The organism is Klebsiella sp. JN_Kp126 (assembly GCF_033843325.1).
Lineage (GTDB): Bacteria > Pseudomonadota > Gammaproteobacteria > Enterobacterales > Enterobacteriaceae > Klebsiella > Klebsiella michiganensis.
Map to the genome: position 1 here is coordinate 20,450 of NZ_JAWXQV010000073.1, position 19,733 is coordinate 40,182.

A 19,733-nucleotide genomic window follows, 5' to 3' on the forward strand; every position below is an offset into this window, starting at 1 on the left:
GAGCAAAGGCCGTATATTGTTTGAGAACGGCGCACCACTTGAGCACATTACAAAGTTGTTGGGCCAGGCCAACCCGGCATCCACCCTGTTTTATATCGGGTTCACGCAAGAGACTGCGGATACATTATCGGAGGAGTTTTCTCTCGGTGGGGAATGGTAATGATGAAAGAACGCATAGTGGCACTTATGAAATTTCTGGCCCTGCTGGGAGAACCATTTATAGGCAGAAAAAATAATTTTCACAGATAAACTGGCAACGCATCCTTTCGAAGCCAGTTAATACTATGCTAATCATTACGCAATGATAATGATATTTTTTAATTATCTGTATCGTCTTCATGATAGACGCGATTTAAAAAATCATCATACTTGTCTGGCAGTAAAGCAACCTCACCCCAACCTAACTCAGGTGTAATGAAACCTAATCCAGCCCCATTAACTTTACTGTAAAACATTGCGATGCGACCAAGATTTCTATCGTTCAAAAAACCTCGTCCCTCAGCTGTGTCGTTTGTTATTCTTATACGAAAATCACGATATGGCGTGCTATTGTCAATCCTTAGCCAAATATTAGAATGCCCTTTAAATTTCTCAACCCTGAAAACCGCACCAAATAAAAACCGAGGTTCATCACATTCTTCCCTCAGTTCATTTATATTTTTTAGAGAGTCACAAAACCTATATCTTTTAGCTCTTCCATCTTCGTCTAAAAGATATATTTCACGATAATAATTGTGAATAAAGTTTGCACACAAAGACTGGATACTGGTTATCTGACTTGGGACGCGGAAAGATTCACCATTATGGCGAGCTATTGGAAGAGAAACTTCTTTTCCATCTTCCCTCTCAAAATGAGAGTCGATAGGTACTTCATCCCCTCCAAAATCGACCCTTGGATTATTTTCTGGACGGGTCTGGAGAAAGCCGCTGATAACTATTAATTCTTCATCTTCAACGGCCTTTTTTGCATCTTCTTGTGTAGCGTATTTTTTATATTGTATTGGACCGCATCGTAAACTACATGGTGGTGCATCGTCATCTTTAAGATGTTTATAATATGCAGGAACTTCGTTAGATGTCATTTCCTTTTCAGGATCTGCTGGTACTCGTGTAAGATGCTCATAACAAGAAGGACAAAAAAGGAATCCTTTCATATGAGACAAATAAGCCAGAGGTTCAACGGTGTTTCTTTTTAGGGCTGCGAGTGAGTGCGACAGTTTCACCCACTCTGGATCATAATATGCGTATGCAATTCTTCTAATAGCCATCTTAAACTCCGTGTGTAGTATCAATCGAAATAAAATACTCAGAGTGCTTGATAAACTCCTGAGTGTTTTTCCCTGATAAAAAAACACTCTTACTATTATTTTAGCTTTATAGAGACGACATTTTCTTTGTCAGAAAAAATCTCAGATTTCGAAATTTTTGTTATAGTGACAAAATCAGCATCAGGCAACCCTGACATCTCGTAAAGTTCACCTTTAGAAATTATATTATTCTCATCAAGAAGATGAGCAAGTCTATTAATTAACTTAGGCTCTTCATGCTTGATAATGTCATCCAAAGGCTCTTTTTTACGGTAAGGTGCCAGTTGTCTGAAAACATACTCTTTTTGATTGTCATTTATCAGATGCAAGCTCGATGCTCGCATAGTGATTGCTCCAATCGAAACTCCCCAACGTTCTTTTAACTTTATTAATCCCTGCAAACTTGGTGAGAAAAACTCATTGCCAAAAGTGGAAGCAGGAAGCAAGAAGCAAGAAGCAAAATAATCCGCTTGTTTCTCCACTTTCTTAAAAAGCTCTTTATCGTCAAGATAATCGTCCTGAACCGAACGGTGCAATATCAGATGTCCCAATTCATGAGCAATAGTAAATCTCAACCGAACTGCCGTACTATTTTTATCAGCAACGATGACTGGCCCGGAGTTAGCCCAAAATGAAAAGGCATCCACCCTATCTCCGGCATGAATATTTGAGACAACAACACCGTTATTTTCAAGAAGTTGAGTAAGGTTTTTAATCGGACCATCACCCAATCCCCAATATCGACGGGTTTGCGTTGCGATATGCTCAAGATCGCTTGGCGTAAGCATTTCAAAATCATCAATATCAATAGGCGGTAGCTTCAATTCAGGCAAAATTGCATATTGAAGCAGATTAGAGAGTATACCTGACACCCATCTTCCCTTCGTTGTGCCCATCAAGCGTTCCTTTTTACTTGCAGAAGCGCGACTACGAAAATGGACAGCACCTTTGATACTGGGTGAAGATTCGGCAGCTAAAAAGAAAGCCTCAGGGAAACTCAATACCCTTGAAATCTGATTTAATGTCTCATGGGATGGGTTTTTCAGCCCTTTCTCAAACGCAGAAATCGCTTGCCGAGAGATCTCAAGCAAACGCGCAAGGTCAGCCATAGTTAACCCTTTAGCCTCCCTTGCCTCGGTAAGACGTTCAGGATTGATTAATTTGTCACGATTCTGCGAAATAAGCGGGCTTACATTCATTTTTGTTTTCTTAGCAATTCATCGACCCTAAGGGCGATTTTTTCATCAAGTTCATCTTCAATAGTTTCTTCCTCAACTTCATAAGAAGAAACCAACTCTAATGGTTCAGCATACAGTACAGCACGCAAATCTGGAGTAGGAATGGTCAAACTTATCGCCTCCAGGGAAGCACCAACCCCATCATGTAATAGATAAACGTGACCACCTACACTTGGAAGCACATTATCGTTGTCTTCGAATCCTTCAAAAAGATCGTAATTCATGCTTTGTGCATATGCAGCTCGGTAGCGAGCCTTACGCGGTAATTGTCCCGGTCCGTTAATATGGTGAGCCGTGAGAGTCCAGTTGTTAGACTTAATCGATAAGTGTCGGCAGTTACGGGCTGCATTTGGTGCGGCGTGAAAATCCAACCCAAGATTGATCGCTGTTTTTTCCAGTAATGCTTCACAATAGAACCAGCGAAGATACGGTTGTGCCTCACGAGAAAACACACCAAATTCGCGGCTGCGCTCGGCAGACATCAGGTAAGCCTGAGATATAGAACGAGTCATGGAACTACGGTGATTTACATCAAAAGCGTTCATTAATACTGTTCGATAATTGCTCATAACGGCTTATCCTGGTGAAATGTTGTCAACCATATTTACAAAAAACCATAATTTTGTCAACCGTGAAAATAGATTGAACCACAATTGGTACGTAAAGATTTGTGCCGGAGGCACCTTTACGAGACCAAAAACCTTGGTAGGGCATTAGCAACTCCCTTTTAGTCATCTACGGTTAGATGAATTTCCTGGCTTCCGCCACCATCTTCAACTCCGCCTCTTCGGCCTTCTTCCGTTCAAGCCATGCTTTGCCCTCTGGTGTCGCCAGAAACTTACGAGTGTGAATTTTACGGTTGTTGCGTTTGGTTGCCGCTGCATTTTTCGCCATGATTGCCTCCAGTTCGGCCGCCGCTGGGCCATAAAGGCAGGCTACAGAAAATCGCAGTGACAAATCCAGATGCCAAAATACCCTACCAAATGGTGCCGAAGGCAATAGGTGACCATTACGTGCCGTGTTGGGCACATAAAGAAAGGCGGAGCACAGCGACTTCCGCAGTAGATACAATCCCTTCACAGAGATGATGACGCCTTGTCATGGCTTCTTATCAGGTAGCCGTTGTGATCCGGTGGCTGAAACCGTGGCAGAGCCGGATTCTTTCCCGATCCGGTTAGTCTTCCCAACATTACGCCTGTTTATTCGCTGCAACGTCATCTCGACATGTTGCATCTTGGAGCGCCGCACGAAGCGCGAGCCACATTGACAAGGGTTATGGGATAAGGATTAGAGACGCTGGCGGCGTCTTCCGGCTTCAAAGGAAAAGCGCAACGAATAGACCAGCGACATAAAATTAAGTCGTCAGTGCTGACCGTTCACGTTTTGTACAGAGTTGAGCCAGGAAACTACCTGCCGCTGCGTGATAACATCCCAAAAGCCACTACCAAACACAGCGGCAATCGTTAGTGATATTATTCAAGCAAAAAACACAGGCAAGAAAGGCAGAGTTATTTCACTAACTTTTTGTTTATAATGGGTTTTTCTTGATTGGTGCCGAAGGCCGCACCGCAATTTACGCCATAACCAATTGAAATTAATTGGTTTATAAAAACAAGAAACCACATTGTATACTCACATGTATACTCAACGCGATTCCCTGAGAATACATCTAGCTAAAAACTACTCTTCATCTTCTTCCACAGGCTCCAGCGCGTCAAGTACGACTCGTACCATGGCAATAGAACCAATACGGATAAAAGCATCTTCTCCATCTTCGTCGGTTAACATATAACGATCTGTGGTTTCAGGCTCGCAGTCCAGTTTGTCAAAGAACGCATTCAACTGACAGATATCATCCGCCTCTTCGTTTTGCGGCGCATCAGGCTCAACACTCAGCGGAATCACAGGGCCACCGTTCACCAAGGTGATATGGACATTAAAATAATCGTCTTCGTAATCATCATCTTCTTCAGCAACGATTGGCGGTAGACCATCAGACAAGAACTGGTGAAATACCACTTCACGCATATTTAACGCATAACGATACTGATCCGAGTCAAAGACAAAGAACCGCTCTACATTCGGGCTAGCTGTTTCCTGAAAATAATAATAAAACCTCCGCTTATCAGCAGCAGAAATGGGCAACAATAAATAATCCTGCTGCCCATGTAGCCAGAGTTTTACGATCCAGAGACCGCTATCCATTTCAATACCGCTTGTAGCTATCTCCTCAAGATCATCATCGGTTTTACGGCGCTTCTTGTGAAAGTCGTTAATCAACCGATCGCTTTCCGGGAATACGATGTTTAAAGGCTTATCCAAAGCATTGCATATTGCCTGTGCAGTGCCCAGCTTTGCTGCGACCTTTCCGGTTTCGATGCGTTGGATTTGCTGTTGGCTGGTGCCGACCATATACGCCAGCTCGCGCTGCGTAATCGACAGTTGAGTACGAAGCTGTTTGATGTTGTTCTGTAACATGGCATCACTCTTCTCATGAGGTTGATGGCTGACATTAAAACACAAAAACGCGTAAATACACATAAACGTGTTTTCAGATAGGAATTTGTCATAAGTGTGGAAGATTTAAAAGGCCATCACCCAAAAGAGAAGACCTTTTACACTTACTTAGCAGCCAGCATCCCCGGATAGTGTTGGGCGATGATGTCATTCAGCTTATCGACCAGTTCCGGTCGCTTAAAAGTGATATGTGCCGTTCCCTTCTGAAAGTATTTGATGGCAAACATCTCGTCCTCGTAACGATTGCTGTGCCTGTTCTCATGGATATGATCGCCGAGTCGACGAGTGACGTCGGCACGGTTGTCGGGAACTGGTTTCCCGTCCAGAAGCATCAGCATACGTTCAAGATCCGCTAACCGGTCACGTTGCCAGCCCCAGTTAAGCCCAAATCCCCAACGGTCGAATTTGACCAGTCCCGTCACAATGATTTTCGCGCCAAACTTACAGGGGCTGTTCGTCCTATAGTCCCAGCTTAAGCCTTTGAACACATTGATCACTCCGCGCTCAAACACCGCCCCCTTGTTCAGATGCAGTTGCTCAAAGGTGCTCATAATATTCTCTTCGCTGACAGCCGGAATGTCGTCCTTTTCCAGGCTGTTGTACCACTGCTCACGGGCTGCAGCATCCATCAGACTGAGCATCCCTGACTTCTTCATGAGGTCTCGCCATATACCGCGATCGAGATTGCGGGTAATGGCTTTCATCGCCACTTCTGGTTTTTCCATCAACCAGCAGCCGCAACGGAAGTTCTGCTTCATCGCCCAGTCCAGCGCGGTTTTTCCGCCGATACTGTGGGTCAGCGTTGAAATATCGTCAAGCTGCTGTATCAACGTTTCAATCTGCGCCAGCGCGGCATTACGTCCGGTGACGATGCGCTCAATGCTGGTGGAACAAATCACGTCGGTGTGACCGGTTAATACTTCGGGTGCGGTGAGAGTAAGTTCTGACATTGTTTATTTCCTTTATATAAAGCAAAGCGCCAGCCGATGAGGGCTGGCGCTTGTATGTGCGTGATGAGTAGGGTGCGAAGGCTAATCTGTACCGGCCTGTTGCAGAAGCTGAAGATGACGAAGATCGCGAACATCCCTGAGCGCCTGTTCAATCCATGGCAACAGCGCCGCTGAATCTGTGTTGTTTTCATTGTTATCGAAGATGATGTTGTCCTGCAGCCAGTCGATCAGAATATTAAGGGCGGTTTCAGTGGTTAATGGTGGCATGAAAATACCTTGTGATTACCGGGGATGCATCACCAGTCAAAGGTGGTAAAGCCGGGCAGCACTTCACCTGAAGCATCAAAGTGGATGATGTCAGCGGAATAGCGACGCATAAGCGTCACCACTAACCGGCGACAGGCCTTTGATAACCCCATTCGCTTCAGCTCCAGGACCGGGTATAAGCGGGCGTTCAGCCTGAGCAGATAGCCGTAGCCGGTGTACAATATCCAGTCGCTGTTGCTGCCGTCATGTCGCTGAAGAGAGGTCTGGTCCAGAATAGTGTTATCCTGACGGGTAATATGCGCGGTACTGCACTGGATGCCGTTAATGCGCGTGACAGGCGGCAGTGGATCTTCAACAACCAGCTTCCCGGGCTCGTCAGCAACGCGAAGTGAATAACCGTTGTCACAGACCACATCAATCAGCGCAGCCAGTTCGATACCGTCGATATCGACGGCGATCCGGCCCATGTTGAGGGCCAGTACGTTGAGGGTATCGGCCTCCACGGTGAGGGACAGCTTCATGGCTGCACCTCACGGTATTTACCGGTGGTGATGTCGGTCACCGTTCTGTAGTCATTGCGGGTCATCAGCCCGGTGGCTTTGCGGGCGCGGAGAATATCGATACTGCTGATAAGCGGCGACTGTGTTTCTGCGCTGAAACCGGGACGATCGGTGCGCACCAGATCGTACTTTTCCACGATAACATTCACGGCATCGCACAGTGAGATACCCGCGTCGATATGCTCCTGAATCACGCCATCGTGACCAAATGGCGTGTCGTTAAGCGTCAGACCGTAGTGACGATCCAGCAGGTGACTCAGAAGCTGCTGCCAGATATCCACCTGTGACGGGCGTGGCGAAGCCTCCTGCGTGGAGGATAGCGGTTGGGTTTGCATAGTGGGATCTCTTTGTTGATGGGTTAAAACAAGGGAAAGTCGTGCGAAGGTTTACGCGGTTGCTGCAGGCGTTGGATAAATCGCAATATAAATGTAGCCATGCGAGCCGAGTGAATCGGCTTCGCAGGTCAACCCTTTTGCGTAGAGCGTAACGCCGTGCTGATGGTGAGGATTGAGTTCACCGGAAACCAGCATCAATTCCAGCTGTTTGAGTAGTACCGGAAAGGCCTGGTCAAGATGGCGTAAATCCGCCTCGCTGAACTGACCGGTGATGCTGGCGCGGTCGGCGAGATAGTGCACCTGGTTGCCCTCCTGCACCAGTCGTGCGCCAAAGCACGGTGTGACGGTGGGCTTAAGGCCCCACCAGGGTTCAGCGATATCGTGGTTTACTGCCGGTATCTCATTCGACAATTTAGCTTTCCTTAAATTAACGTTAATTGAGCGTGACACTGCGCAGGACGACATACGGGCCGCTGCGGTCCTGACGGCGCTCTGCAAAGACGGCGAGTACACCGCTGATATCCTGGACTTCCCGCCCGGTATAGTGGCAGACGCTGCCGGACCATTTGTATTTGCCTGTACAGAAGCGAAACAGCCGGGACTGCGGATACTGGCGGTATATCGCCATCGCCTGACGTTTACTGATAATTTTCATCGGGTTATTTTCCTGTTGTGCTATAGCCAGCCACGCTCTGCAAACGAGGTGATTTCCATACCACCCACCACCAGGTGATCCAGCAGACGGATATCCACCAGTTCCAGCGCCCGCTGAATACGCATAGTGACCTGACGATCGGCCTGACTGGGCTCCGCCTCCCCGGAGGGATGGTTATGTGTCAGCACGGCAGCTGCTGCGTTATACCTGAGACCGGATTTCACCACTTCGCGGGGATGGACCTGCGTATGGTTGATGGTGCCGGTGAAGAGGGTTTCGTGGGCTATCAGGCGATGCTGGTTATCAAGAAAGAGGACGGTAAATTCTTCCCGCTCCAGTGACGCAAGCTGCAGACGTAGCCAGTCGCGGACGGCATGACTGGAGGTAAATGGCGCGCCTGGCTCACGTAGCTGGCACGCCAGCAGGGTTAAGGCTTCCCGAACCTTCTGCTGGTCGGCAGGGGCTAATTCACGGGCAAACAACGGTAACTGTAGTTCCATAGCGGCTGACCTCAGTCGATGATGTGCATGATGGCGTTGCATTCCGCGTGGTTGAGCGCGTAGTCCCGCAGACGGTAATAGTGCTCTGTCATGGCGTCGCATTCAGTGCGGCTGGCGTGATGGCTGTAGGCAATGAGGCAGACCGCAATCCCGGCAGCCTCTGCGCTCATCTCCGCGTCATTTCCGTTCATAGTGTTAAATAGCGACCAGAGTTCATCACTCTCCGCGTCCGGTGCCATAAATGCGCCGCCATTGCTCAGCGTATAAAACTGCCAGATACCCCCGCAGTAGTCTGCGCATAAGCGGTCCATCCACGCGAAGATGGTCGGCTCAAGGATTATCCACTGCGGTATGCTGCCGAAGTACTGCGGCCAGAAGCTGATGCGGTTCTCATCGGTGACCGGTGTGGCGACAATCTGCTGCAGAGCTGCAACAGGAACGGTTGCTTCAGGGGTAAACAGTGGCTGTGTTTTGTCGGTCATTTATCTATTCCTCATTGGGGTAGTTTAGGAGCATAAAAAAGCGCCACAGGCGGTGAGCCCGGGCGCTGTCATTTATTTCATGCGCTATTGCTGATTTGTGTCGCGCGGTTCAGGGGGATACTTAATATTGGGGCACCCGGCCTCAGATCGGGAAAAACAGATGTGTCATATAGCCGTCGCTAACCTCCGTACCGGCATTTTTTTATCGGTTTCTGACGCCGTGGTTGACCTGATAGCGGTTAAACCACGGCGTTGGCTTCAACATTCCACGCTCCCCAGATCAACTGATTATCGCTGTCGCGAATGGCCAGTCGAAAGTGTGTCCCCTGGTCATCTTCAATCGCGACGTTCTGGTACGCCGCCACGATGACCTCAGCCTGCCTGTGGGGAAACGCGCCTTCGGGCAGTAACGGACTGTCGGTGTTGTGCATCGTCATCTCCTGATAAGCGTCATAAAACAAAATGCCCCGCTCAGTGTGCGGGGCATCAATGGGTGACGTATGTGGCGATGCGTTGCAGTATCTGCTCTATCAGCGCTGCGATTAAGGCACCTGCGAGCAGGGCTGCCGTCTGTCTGGCGATATAAATACTGTCCTCGTCGTAGCCTTTTTCGCGAAAATGGTCTTCCACAAGTTGTTGTGCTTTGCTGCTGGCACACCACGTCAGTGCCCGCTCCAGCGTAGCGAGCAGTATTTTGAGTAATGTCATTGAGTCAGTCTCAGGGAACCCGGTGTGGGGTATCGGCGTATACCCCACACCGGGTTAAGATGAAAGGAACGGATTACCCGGCGGTGAGCGTTGTACAGCCGGACATATCGGCAAGGACTTTGTGGACGTTGCCGGTTGAAGGGGCAAAGTGCCCGACCTTGTTATCGTTGACGTAAATATCAAATGAGGTTGCTTTGCTGATGGCCTCAATAAACGACAGCCAGTCGTTGTCACCGTTACGCCAGCCCAGGGATGACGGCAACGGATACTGCTGGTCACTCGTCACAACGGTCATGACGGTTTTTTCATCCTGTGAATCAGCTTCTGTACCGTCCGGCAGGGTGAGCATGACGTGGTGCTGCAGGATATTCTGGTCGTCAGGGTTGCCGGTACAGCTCAGATTCAGCATCACCTTTTCCGGACTGGTGATGATGTATTCGGTGACGCCCATACCAAAACCGCTACTCCACATATTGGGGACTGCCTGTGCGGTTATGGTAAAGGCCATTAATCCTGCGGGCAGGATGGTGTGAATAAATCGCATGGTGCTGCTCCTTTAATTATCAGGGGTAACGATTGCCGGGTCCGCCATGTGCTATACAAGCTGTTTGCTCACGATAATCAGTCCCGCCAGCCAGCCAATGCACTGCGGTCCCACAAGCCAGAACAGACGGGCTTTGAGCAGACCGGTCATCCCTTCGCTGGTGTATACCGCATCCGGCATCAGCCACAGTCGCAGCGCGGCACCGATGGTCATACCGGCACCGGGACCCAGCGTCATCCAGAACAGATACCCCATCCCCTGACCAAAACTGCGGATTTCGCCGGTGGCACTGATAACGTTAAACAGCACCACGACCAGCGCGATACTGAAAGCAATAGTGAAATACTTAATGACGAGTGCCATTAGCAGGTTCCTTTTGTTGTTGAATAATCAGACGGGTATCGTTGTGTACATCCGAATTTATTGCTTACGGCACTGTTGTGCCGCACTGAGCATGTTGTTCATAAAGCCCGGAGGGGCATAGCCGTACTGTTGGTTCATCTTAAGCAGCTCGCCATGCGGATATTTCGTCTGCAGGATGTCGTAAACACAGCCACAAATGGCTGTGGTGCCACCACCGGATTTACAGTCCCGGATAAATTGGCTTTCGGCTTTTGACTTTTCGTCACCACAGCCGCTGAGTGCTGTAGCAGAAAGAAGCAGGCAGAGTACAGACAAAACGCGTACCGGGCTGCGCGAACCACCAGAGAGGGGTATGTTCATGAGAACGTCCTTGAATAAACAGAGTGTTAAGATTAAAGGCCATCCTGTTCGGAAAGACCTTCGTTCTGTAGCCCGTGGCTGATGTCGTTAACCACGGTGTTTGGGTCAAGCGTAAGGGTCGCCAGATGCTTTCCGGTATCGGGAGTCCCCCGGTACACATCGAGCGCGGCAAAGGGTTTGCTTTCATCATCCGAACCGGCAGAGGCCAGGTAAGTGGTATCACCATTACGGACGGTAAACCCCTGCAGGCTGATAATCTGGTTGCTCTGGTACGCGTAGCCCGTCATCTGAACCGGAACGGTAATATCCATCGCCTTATGCTCAGCACCGGTCTTACCGAACGAATACGCCACCGACGGGGTGACGATGCAGATTTCGACCTCCCTTGTGTGGTTCAGGGTCTGCGCATAAAAGACGGGCTTTCCACAGTGCTGATAATGGGCGTCGCGCAGGGCGGTGATGTGTTTCATGAGTTGACTCCGTTTAGTCCGGGGGTGGCTTCGGGAGGAGAGAGCTCCGGAAGGAATGAATAACGTTGCTGATGAAGCGAAAATGCGGCAGCGCGGAGATAAACTCTTCGCTGGCCGTCAGGGCATCAAGCTCAGGCTTGTTGCGAAAAGAGGTTTCCAGGACCGTGACGGCATTGATCTCTTCCATCCTGAAAACCTGGAGTGTTCTGGATCGTGTGGTGACCAGAAACCAGCTTTTGCTCTGGAAGATCAGACGGTGTGGTGCCACGGTTTCATGGCTGCGTCCGTTAACCTGCAGCGTGACGGTACGGTGATCACGAATGGCTTCCGCCAGCAGCAGAAATGACGCTGACTGCGTGATCGTCGAAGGTAAGCCACCATGCCCGATAAGACAGGGGGATATTCCTGATGTGCTGGTGAGCAGCCGAATGAGTTTTCTGTTCTGGGTGGGGATGATCCCTGAAATACCCGTATTGTTGATGAAGGTGAACGTATCCGACGAATGTGGCCGGAGTGGACGTCGGGCCAGGCGGTAAGCCCCGGCGGAATACTCAATACCCAGATGAATCAGGCGCTGCTGAAAATCTCGCTGCAGTGTACGCTCTGAGACACCAAATTCATCAGCCAGTGTTTTCAGTATCAGGGCATGGCCTGCCAGTAGCCGACTGATGATGACCGACAGCCTGACGGCCAGCCGGTCATAACGATCGTGTTGTTCTTTCATGGTGAAATCAGCCTCAGGCTCTCCGTATGCTCCTGTATGTTGTGGAAAATTATGCCGTACCGGTTCGCCACGTTATGTCGTCGCTTTCTGGTGGGTAGGATAAAAATCATGACAGCAACACGTTTTTGTTAAGTTGCTGTAAGAAAAGGAATATGAGGATATTAAGACAGGGAAGACGATGTTTTCACGACACATCCTGTCATCTTTGCCGGGTACGACGGAAGGATAAAGGATGCCGTGCTGATTCAGAAAACACCGGGCCACAGCGCCCGGTGGTGGTTACGGTTGATACCGCTGAGTGTTAAGGCACATTTAGGTATGCTCACAGTACGTGCAACCATATTCATCAAATATCGTCCCGTCCAGCTTCTCTCCTGCAACAGATCCTGCCACGACGCCAGTACAGGCACCGGACAGAAAACCAATGAGCCCTCCGGCCAGTGTACAAACCATGGGGATGGCAGAGCCAATCAGTACACCGGCAGGGGCCCCTTCAGGACCAGCCAGTCCCCGGTAGTTGCGCCAATCACCTCGCCTGTCTTTTTTACCCACATGGTGAAGCCGGATTTCGGGCGTTCCAAAATTCGGACAATACATTTTTCTTTCCTGATTACTGGCAATAAGTAGTTGCCTGAATGAACAGGCGGGCCGTGTATGAATATGATCCTGATACCAGAACAGGAAATATGGCCACATCGTAGCGGGTGAAGCATGCATACGGGTATTCTGCAGGAGGACTCACCGGGGAGAGGGAATAGTGTAAACGTCAGGGTATCTGAACCCCGATTGTTCTTATCAGACACATAGACCTCCGTGAGTGAAATAAAAAACGGCAGCATTTCTGCTACCGTTATCACAGTGGTAATATAGATCTGAATTTTTTTTGAATCGTGTTTTTATTCTATCAGTGCTGATACCAGCATCACTGATGGACTCTCATTCACCGCCGATCATTTTACGGTAATGCTCATTAATCAGTTTTTCGAGCATATCGCTGATGCGAACCCCGCTACGTTCAGCCATCAGGTCCAGTCGGTTTTTTGTTTCGTTCTTCAGGTACGTATTGAGCGCTTTTTTATCGGTGCGAGATTGACGTAATTTCTGCTGATTCCAGGCCTTGTTAAGATTAAGGAGAAATAAACGCTTTGTATCCTGTGTTCCATCCCATAAATCCAGTGCAGCACGTAACGCGAGGTTACGTTCAGCATGATTGAATGGTGTAAACCAGATTGTTAATCCTGATGCATTCCGTCTCATGAAGGAACGACTGATACCCAACGGATTATCCCTCTGTACTTTTTGAAGATTATTCCAGGCCCACAGGACAGCATCTTCTTCATCCGGTAACCATTTTAATGGAAGAGGCTTATTGTAAATTACTCTCCACTGGTCTTTGAGTTTTTCCATCACCTTTTTCTTAACATATTTCACAGGTGGTGCGGGAATAATAATACTGTCAAAAAACGTAACAATGAGATTTACCCTCTCAGGGTGACTCACCGGAGACACACTCAGATTCAGGCGCTGATACCAGTTAGTTAATTCCGGAGTTGATGGAGAATCAATTTCCAATAACGAGTCTCGTGTTTCACAAAGATATGCCCACAGCCAGAATGCAGCACGCTCATCCATTCTAACCCAGTCAAAACTCTCCTGCAGGAGAATGTTTTCCTCCCGGCCAATCTCCATATCAGACAACAATCTCGTCTGTTTCGCTTTATCCGGAATGGCTCTGTTAATCAGCAGGTTTAATTCTCTCCTGCAACTTTCAACATCCTGACGGGGAACGTTCCTGGTGTTGATTTCGCTATTAACATTCAGCCACTTGGCATAAAAAGTACAAACCCTCAGATCCCTACTCCTGATGAGTCCATTTCTGTCCTGTTTTTCGTGAAGAGCCATTGTCAAATACCCTTTATAAAAACTACGCCGTAGTGATTATCGTAGCCACACAGTAGCATGATCATGGTTATTTCGTCACTTAAAAATAACTCTGGTAGTTATCTTGAGGTAAGATTATTGTCATATGATGGTTTTTACAATGTTTTATCATGGTTTTATGGTTGTTGTTTTTTTATTTTATTCCGTCAAAACCCCACTCTATCCGGCTTTCACCCTTATAAATCCCATCTTCATCGGCTCATTTTAACCTTTCACTCGTTCTTATGCACACCACGCTCCCCGTCCTGCCAGTGCTCCCGGGTCGTATCAGGAAGTATTTTTGACATAAGACAGTTTTACCTATGTTCGCTGCTCAGGATCAGGCATGCAGCCTACTTCGGTGTATGCTGATACGAGTGTAAATTATGTTTGAGTCACTTGAGGTAATGTATTGTTTATTTCCATTTAGTCTGGGGAGGTAATTCCAGAGTAAGTTCCATCGGGGTTTATTGTAGATAAGCACTGTCTGGTGTGGATGTCTTTATTCCTTTCATCATGATTAATGCGTTGGATTGGTATTAATATATTAAAGAAGAGGGTGTCATTGATGATATTAATCAGGAGTATGTCATCAGTAGATAACTTATGCCTGAGAGAGGCTTGTCACCTGAAGATATTAATCAAGGGGGGGGTAGTACTACTGGATGGTATCCATTGAATATCAGGTAAGTCACATTCAATCAATGTAGTTACTCTGAATGCACAGTGTTCATTGAGGGATTTACATTAAAAGATGGGTATTTACATGAATAGCAATTGGGTAATATTCACCTGTATGAAAGTTCAGACGACTGAAATCTGCAATCTAATTATCATAACGACAAAGTTGTTACTGGTTAACAGTAACGTTTAAGGTGAATAGTCTTGTCTGATAAGTGATAGCTGATTATCAATGGGTTATTACTGCTCGGGTATCCCGGGTCTTAACTGCAGGAATGTGAGCTAACTGAATTACAGTATGGTTACGATACGGATGAATGAGTGTTAAACAACGTTCATTCAGCTAACTCACCAGCAGTGAGTTTATTAGCCTTGTTCTGTCTGCCTGCTACTGACGTTTACGATACCTGTCAGTTGCAGATACTACGGTAACCCGTTATCCATGAAAGTTTTGGATATACGGGTACCTGAGCATGGATAATGCCTGTAAGCGGGTCATTATCCTTGCTGGTGGTAATAGTCATAATTCTACGATGAACAGAATAGCCGTTTTATAATGAATGAGAATGGGTAATAATCGTAAATTATTCGGTAACTCATTGGACGGTGTAGTGCTTTATATCTTCATGGCGTCCTGTAAGCCCGTATAAGCGTATTAAATACAACGGGAAGAGAATCTGTGTTTGAATTAAAAACGTTGCTCATGATGCGTAGACTGGCCCCTTGAATCTCCAGACACATCGTGTCACTTATTAAGAGATAGTCTTAATACTGGTTTTCAGACTGGTTGTTGGAGTTCGGATGATCGATGTTTTAGGGCCTGAGCGCCGCAGAAGACGTACACCACAAGAAAAAATCGCCATTGTTCAGCAAAGCTTTGAACCCGGAATGAGTGTATCAATGGTTGCCCGCCAGCATGGTGTTGCGGCAAGCCAGTTGTTCCTCTGGCGCAAGCAGTATCAGGAAGGCAGCCTGACCGCCGTTGCCTCTGGCGAACAGGTTGTTCCGGCCTCTGAACTTGCTGCCGCCATGAAGCAGATTAAAGAACTCCAGCGCCTGCTCGGCAAGAAAACGATGGAGAACGAACTCCTTAAAGAAGCCGTCGAATATGGACGTGCAAAAAAGTGGATAGCGCACGCGCCCTTATTGCCCGGGGATGGGGAGTAAGCTTCGTCAGCCGTTGCCTCCGGGTGTCGCGTGCGCAGTTGCACGTCATTCTCAGACGAACCGATGACTGGAAGGATGGGCGCCGCAGCCGTGGCACTGATGATACGGATGCGCTTGCCCGTATACACCATGTTATCGGAGAGCTGCCCACGTATGGTTATCGCCGGGTGTGGGCTCTGCTCCGCAGACAGACCGAACTTGATGGTGCGGCAGTGATCAACGCCAAACGTGTTTACCGGATCATGCGCCAGAATGCACTGCTGCTTGAGCGTAAACCCGCCGTACCCCCATCGAAACGGGCACATACCGGCAGAGTGGCCGTGAAGGAAAGCAACCAGCGGTGGTGCTCTGACGGGTTCGAGTTCCGCTGTGATAACGGTGAAAAACTGCGTGTCACGTTCGCGCTGGACTGCTGCGATCGTGAAGCACTGCACTGGGCGGCCAGCACGGGCGGCTTCGACAGTGAAACTGTACAGGACGTCATGCTGGGAGCGGTGGAGCGTCGCTTCGGCAGCGGCCTTCCGGCGTCGCCGGTGGAGTGGCTGACGGATAACGGTTCGTGCTACCGGGCGTATGAAACACGGCAGTTCGCCCGGGTCGTGGGTCTTGTACCGAAAAACACGGCTGTGCGGAGCCCGGAGAGTAACGGAATAGCAGAGAGCTTCGTCAAAACGATGAAGCGTGACTACATCAGTATCATGCCCAAACCAGACGGGTTAACGGCAGTAAAGAACCTTGCGGAAGCGTTCGAGCATTATAACGAATGGCATCCGCATAGTGCGCTGGGTTATCGCTCGCCACGGGAATATCTGCGGCGGCGTACCAGTAATGGGTTAAGTGATAACAGGTGTCTGGAAATATAGGGTCAAATACAATGCGTTACAGCGCGTTTAAATGAATACTGGTTGTTACAGTGTTTCGAATTACCGGAGTAGAGTAGCCGGAATTCAATCATGCGCAGACAACGAGAATCTATGAAAACCAACATACAGTACGAATTTCATCATTTCGGTATACCGGTGCAGGACGGGGAGACTTCAGGCAAGTTCAGCGCCAGTGCAGGAATGTATACTACCGATAATCCGGGGAATTTTCGGTAAGCGTACAGCCTAAACCGTCTGGTCATAATCTGAAGCATCCGACAAAGTGGTGTCCACCAAATAAGTAGTGGGAACCAAAGTGTCAGATATGCAGAAAAATATGACTCCCGGCAGGCGTAAAGGCTGCCCTAATTATTCTCCTGAGTTTAAACAGCAGCTCGTTGCTGCCTCCTGCGAACCCGGGATATCCATCTCAAAGCTGGCGCTTGAAAATGGCATTAACGCCAATCTGTTGTTCAAATGGCGTCAACAATGGCGCGAGGGAAAGCTGCTATTACCTTCTTCAGAGAGCCCTCAGCTACTTCCTGTAACTCTCGATGCAACTGCCGTACAGTCAGAGCCACTCGCAGAGGATCCGGAAACCCTCAGTATCAGCTGTGAGGTAACGTTCCGGCACGGAACGCTCCGTCTCAATGGCACTGTCAGCGAAAAGCTCCTGACCCTGCTGATACAGGAGCTCAAACGGTGATCCCGTTACCAACAGGCACCAAAATCTGGCTGGTTGCCGGTATCACCGACATGCGCAACGGCTTCAATGGTCTCGCCGCAAAGGTGCAGACGACGCTGAAAGACGATCCGATGTCCGGCCACGTCTTCATCTTCCGGGGCCGCAGCGGCAGTCAGGTCAAACTGCTGTGGTCTACCGGTGACGGGCTGTGCCTGCTGACCAAACGGCTGGAGCGCGGCCGCTTCGCCTGGCCGTCAGCTCGCGATGGCAAAGTGTTCCTGACACCGGCGCAGCTGGCGATGCTGATGGAAGGTATAGACTGGAGACAGCCAAAGCGGCTGCTGACATCCCTGACCATGCTATAGGCCTCTTTATCCTGGTCGTCGCAGAATAAGCCTGGTAAAATATGGGCCTATGAATGCCACCTCTTCTGACGATATCCTTCTGCTAAAACAGCGCCTGGCCGAACAGGAAGCGTTGATCCACGCCCTGCAGGAAAAGCTGAGCAACCGGGAGCGTGAAATAGACCATCTGCAGGCGCAGCTGGATAAACTCCGCCGAATGAACTTCGGCAGTCGTTCCGAAAAGGTATCCCGCCGTATCGCACAGATGGAAGCTGACCTGAAGGCGCTTCAGAAAGAAAGCGATACGCTGACGGGTCGGGTGGATGATCCGGCCGTGCAGCGCCCGCTGCGTCTGACCCGCACCCGCAGACCGTTCCCCGAATCACTTCCCCGCGATGAAAAACGGTTATTACCCGCAGAACCCTGCTGCCCGGAGTGTGGTGGCTTGCTGAGTTATCTGGGTGAGGATGCCGCCGAACAGCTGGAGCTGATGCGCAGTGCCTTCCAGGTTATCCGGACCGTACGCGAAAAACACGCCTGTAGTCAGTGTGATGCCATCGTGCAGGCCCCCGCGCCTTCGCGGCCCATCGAGCGGGGTATAGCAGGACCGGGTCTGTTGGCCCGCGTACTGACCTCTAAGTATGCAGAGCACACCCCGCTGTATCGGCAGTCTGAAATATACGGCCGGCAGGGTGTGGAGCTGAGTCGCTCACTGCTGTCAGGCTGGGTGGATGCATGTTGCCGGCTACTGTCACCGCTGGAAGAGGCGCTTCGGAACTATGTGCTGACTGATGGCAAGCTTCACGCCGATGACACGCCCGTCCCGGTGCTGTTGCCAGGAAATAAGAAGACGAAGACCGGGCGGTTGTGGACGTATGTTCGTGATGACCGCAATGCCGGGTCAGAGCTGGCACCTGCCGTGTGGTTCGCTTACAGCCCGGACAGAAAAGGCATCCATCCGCAGACCCATCTTGCAGGCTTCAGCGGTGTGCTGCAGGCGGATGCGTACGCCGGGTTCAACGAGCTTTACCGCAATGGCCGGATAACGGAAGCCGCCTGCTGGGCTCATGCCCGCCGAAAGATCCACGATGTGCACGTCCGCACCCCGTCAGCCCTGACGGAAGAAGCCCTGAGGCAGATCGGTCAGTTGTACGCCATAGAGGCGGATATAAGGGGAATGCCGGCGGAGCATCGGCTTGCTGAACGTCAGCGAAAAACGAAACCGCTGTTGAGATCCATGGACAGCTGGTTGCGTGAAAAGATGAAGACCCTGTCGCGACACTCAGATACGGCGAAGGCGTTCGCGTACGCACTTAACCAGTGGCCGGCACAGACGTACTATGCGGACGATGGCTGGGCCGAAGCAGACAACAACATCGCTGAAAATGCCCTGCGGACGGTCAGTCTGGGTCGTAAAAACTTCCTGTTCTTCGGCTCTGACCATGGTGGTGAGCGAGGCGCGCTGCTGTACAGCCTGATCGGAACGTGCAAACTGAACAGCGTGGAGCCAGAAGGTTACCTCCGCTATGTGCTTGACGTCATTGCCGACTGGCCGGTTAACCGCGTCAGCGAACTGCTACCCTGGCGCATCACACTGCCAACTGAATAACACATCCCCGTCGATACGGCCCTCGCTGTACGCTTACAATTTTCGTGTTCAGTGGCATCGTTTTACCGCAGATTCGCCACTCCACCCGTTACTGAAAACCGTTCCACATGTGGCCTTTAAGGTCAGCAGTCTGGCTGAGGCGATAGCAGGTGAGACGGTTATCCTGGGGCCTTATGAACCCATCGACGATTACCGGGTGGCGGTGATTGATGACTGTGGTGTGCCGGTTGAACTGATTGAAACCACGCTTACCGATGAGGAGTTGTGGACACGTGCTGCATCCGGGCAGGGGAGTCTGTACCGAAATCCAGTAATGCACGGGGGTGAAAATAACGATGGATGACGAATACCACAAAACAGTGACCGGGTCATTATCCATCGTTTCTGGTGGCACACCGTTGATCCAGAGGAGAGCGGGTGTCAGGGTTATCGCCACCCGCGAACCTTCGAAGAGACATTTAGGGGGGAGCTTGGCTGCTCTTCG

At 49.6% G+C, this 19,733-nt stretch carries 26 protein-coding genes and 1 pseudogene; 4 read left to right on the top strand and 23 right to left on the bottom strand.

All coding sequences use genetic code 11. The annotated features are described in order from the left end of the window. Nucleotides 1–317: 317 nt before the first annotated feature. The 22 genes and pseudogenes from SIK97_RS17035 to SIK97_RS17140 form a co-directional block, all read right to left on the bottom strand. A complete protein-coding gene (locus SIK97_RS17035) occupies nucleotides 318–1,268 on the bottom strand; it encodes a hypothetical protein (protein ID WP_071957373.1) in 951 nt (316 codons plus the stop codon). A gap of 95 nt (nucleotides 1,269–1,363) precedes the next feature. Then, nucleotides 1,364–2,506: a helix-turn-helix domain-containing protein gene (locus tag SIK97_RS17040; RefSeq protein ID WP_057173406.1), complete on the bottom strand. Its 1,143-nt coding sequence runs from the start codon at nucleotides 2,504–2,506 to the stop codon at nucleotides 1,364–1,366. Then, nucleotides 2,503–3,114 carry a hypothetical protein gene (locus tag SIK97_RS17045; RefSeq protein ID WP_065366249.1) on the bottom strand — a complete coding sequence of 204 codons (612 nt, stop codon included), beginning with the start codon at nucleotides 3,112–3,114 and terminating at the stop codon, nucleotides 2,503–2,505. Before SIK97_RS17045 ends, SIK97_RS17040 begins: the two co-directional genes overlap by 4 nt. 172 nt (nucleotides 3,115–3,286) lie before the next feature. Then, nucleotides 3,287–3,439, bottom strand: a complete 153-nt coding sequence (locus SIK97_RS17050) for a hypothetical protein (protein WP_192845385.1) — start codon at nucleotides 3,437–3,439, stop codon at nucleotides 3,287–3,289. Between the two features lie 786 nt (nucleotides 3,440–4,225). After that, nucleotides 4,226–5,023: a helix-turn-helix transcriptional regulator gene (locus SIK97_RS17055; RefSeq protein WP_047684029.1), complete on the bottom strand. Its 798-nt coding sequence runs from the start codon at nucleotides 5,021–5,023 to the stop codon at nucleotides 4,226–4,228. Nucleotides 5,024–5,166: 143 nt separating this feature from the next. Continuing rightward, nucleotides 5,167–6,012, bottom strand: coding sequence for a DUF4942 domain-containing protein (locus SIK97_RS17060; RefSeq protein WP_047684026.1), 846 nt, complete (start codon nucleotides 6,010–6,012; stop codon nucleotides 5,167–5,169). 81 nt (nucleotides 6,013–6,093) lie between these two features. Beyond that, entirely contained in the window at nucleotides 6,094–6,279 is a 186-nt protein-coding gene (locus SIK97_RS17065) for a DUF957 domain-containing protein (RefSeq protein WP_047684023.1), read from the bottom strand. A gap of 29 nt (nucleotides 6,280–6,308) precedes the next feature. Further along, complete coding sequence (locus SIK97_RS17070) at nucleotides 6,309–6,800, bottom strand: DUF5983 family protein (RefSeq protein WP_047684020.1); 492 nt, start codon at nucleotides 6,798–6,800, stop codon at nucleotides 6,309–6,311. Continuing rightward, nucleotides 6,797–7,174: a TA system toxin CbtA family protein gene (locus tag SIK97_RS17075; protein ID WP_040246536.1), complete on the bottom strand. Its 378-nt coding sequence runs from the start codon at nucleotides 7,172–7,174 to the stop codon at nucleotides 6,797–6,799. The genes SIK97_RS17070 and SIK97_RS17075 overlap by 4 nt, the downstream gene beginning before the upstream one ends. Before the next feature lie 51 nt (nucleotides 7,175–7,225). Further along, on the bottom strand, nucleotides 7,226–7,585 hold the full coding sequence (locus tag SIK97_RS17080) for a type IV toxin-antitoxin system YeeU family antitoxin (protein WP_040246534.1): 360 nt from the start codon (nucleotides 7,583–7,585) through the stop codon (nucleotides 7,226–7,228). A gap of 22 nt (nucleotides 7,586–7,607) precedes the next feature. Next, nucleotides 7,608–7,829: a DUF987 domain-containing protein gene (locus SIK97_RS17085; RefSeq protein ID WP_040246532.1), complete on the bottom strand. Its 222-nt coding sequence runs from the start codon at nucleotides 7,827–7,829 to the stop codon at nucleotides 7,608–7,610. 20 nt (nucleotides 7,830–7,849) lie between these two features. Continuing rightward, on the bottom strand, nucleotides 7,850–8,329 hold the full coding sequence (gene radC, locus SIK97_RS17090) for a RadC family protein (protein WP_224331356.1): 480 nt from the start codon (nucleotides 8,327–8,329) through the stop codon (nucleotides 7,850–7,852). An 11-nt stretch (nucleotides 8,330–8,340) separates the two neighbouring features. Then, nucleotides 8,341–8,811, bottom strand: a complete 471-nt coding sequence (locus tag SIK97_RS17095; protein ID WP_134897158.1) for an antirestriction protein — start codon at nucleotides 8,809–8,811, stop codon at nucleotides 8,341–8,343. A 202-nt stretch (nucleotides 8,812–9,013) separates the two neighbouring features. Beyond that, nucleotides 9,014–9,242: pseudogene (locus tag SIK97_RS17100) on the bottom strand (DUF905 family protein). A gap of 55 nt (nucleotides 9,243–9,297) precedes the next feature. Further along, nucleotides 9,298–9,519: a hypothetical protein gene (locus SIK97_RS17105; protein WP_047684010.1), complete on the bottom strand. Its 222-nt coding sequence runs from the start codon at nucleotides 9,517–9,519 to the stop codon at nucleotides 9,298–9,300. 73 nt (nucleotides 9,520–9,592) lie between these two features. Next, nucleotides 9,593–10,063, bottom strand: a complete 471-nt coding sequence (locus SIK97_RS17110; RefSeq protein ID WP_094963531.1) for a hypothetical protein — start codon at nucleotides 10,061–10,063, stop codon at nucleotides 9,593–9,595. 51 nt (nucleotides 10,064–10,114) lie between these two features. After that, entirely contained in the window at nucleotides 10,115–10,426 is a 312-nt protein-coding gene (locus SIK97_RS17115; RefSeq protein WP_134897160.1) for a hypothetical protein, read from the bottom strand. 57 nt (nucleotides 10,427–10,483) lie between these two features. Continuing rightward, nucleotides 10,484–10,786: a hypothetical protein gene (locus SIK97_RS17120; protein ID WP_134897161.1), complete on the bottom strand. Its 303-nt coding sequence runs from the start codon at nucleotides 10,784–10,786 to the stop codon at nucleotides 10,484–10,486. Between the two features lie 32 nt (nucleotides 10,787–10,818). Beyond that, complete coding sequence (locus tag SIK97_RS17125; RefSeq protein ID WP_134897162.1) at nucleotides 10,819–11,256, bottom strand: hypothetical protein; 438 nt, start codon at nucleotides 11,254–11,256, stop codon at nucleotides 10,819–10,821. A 13-nt stretch (nucleotides 11,257–11,269) separates the two neighbouring features. Beyond that, a complete protein-coding gene (locus SIK97_RS17130; protein WP_047684001.1) occupies nucleotides 11,270–11,980 on the bottom strand; it encodes a helix-turn-helix transcriptional regulator in 711 nt (236 codons plus the stop codon). A gap of 312 nt (nucleotides 11,981–12,292) precedes the next feature. Then, entirely contained in the window at nucleotides 12,293–12,697 is a 405-nt protein-coding gene (locus tag SIK97_RS17135; protein ID WP_224331358.1) for a hypothetical protein, read from the bottom strand. A 219-nt stretch (nucleotides 12,698–12,916) separates the two neighbouring features. Next, nucleotides 12,917–13,882, bottom strand: a complete 966-nt coding sequence (locus SIK97_RS17140; protein ID WP_134897164.1) for a hypothetical protein — start codon at nucleotides 13,880–13,882, stop codon at nucleotides 12,917–12,919. Nucleotides 13,883–15,382: 1,500 nt separating this feature from the next. On the opposite strand from SIK97_RS17140, the gene SIK97_RS17145 reads away from it, so the two are divergent. From SIK97_RS17145 to tnpC, 4 genes are all read left to right on the top strand, one after another. After that, a protein-coding gene (locus tag SIK97_RS17145; RefSeq protein WP_110277582.1) for an IS3 family transposase occupies nucleotides 15,383–16,611 on the top strand; the annotation gives its coding sequence in 2 pieces (ribosomal slippage) (nucleotides 15,383–15,698 and nucleotides 15,698–16,611; 1,230 coding nt in all). Nucleotides 16,612–16,936: 325 nt separating this feature from the next. Next, nucleotides 16,937–17,317: an IS66-like element accessory protein TnpA gene (gene tnpA / locus SIK97_RS17150; protein WP_134897166.1), complete on the top strand. Its 381-nt coding sequence runs from the start codon at nucleotides 16,937–16,939 to the stop codon at nucleotides 17,315–17,317. Further along, entirely contained in the window at nucleotides 17,314–17,661 is a 348-nt protein-coding gene (gene tnpB, locus SIK97_RS17155; RefSeq protein ID WP_040018977.1) for an IS66 family insertion sequence element accessory protein TnpB, read from the top strand. Before tnpA ends, tnpB begins: the two co-directional genes overlap by 4 nt. Nucleotides 17,662–17,710: 49 nt before the next feature. Beyond that, the gene (tnpC, locus tag SIK97_RS17160; protein WP_134897167.1) at nucleotides 17,711–19,249 is read left to right on the top strand and encodes an IS66 family transposase; all 1,539 of its coding nucleotides are present in this window, start codon (nucleotides 17,711–17,713) and stop codon (nucleotides 19,247–19,249) included. 88 nt (nucleotides 19,250–19,337) lie between these two features. Here tnpC and SIK97_RS17165 read toward each other — a convergent pair whose 3' ends face one another. Continuing rightward, nucleotides 19,338–19,685 carry a hypothetical protein gene (locus tag SIK97_RS17165; RefSeq protein ID WP_181251274.1) on the bottom strand — a complete coding sequence of 116 codons (348 nt, stop codon included), beginning with the start codon at nucleotides 19,683–19,685 and terminating at the stop codon, nucleotides 19,338–19,340. Nucleotides 19,686–19,733: the final 48 nt, after the last annotated feature.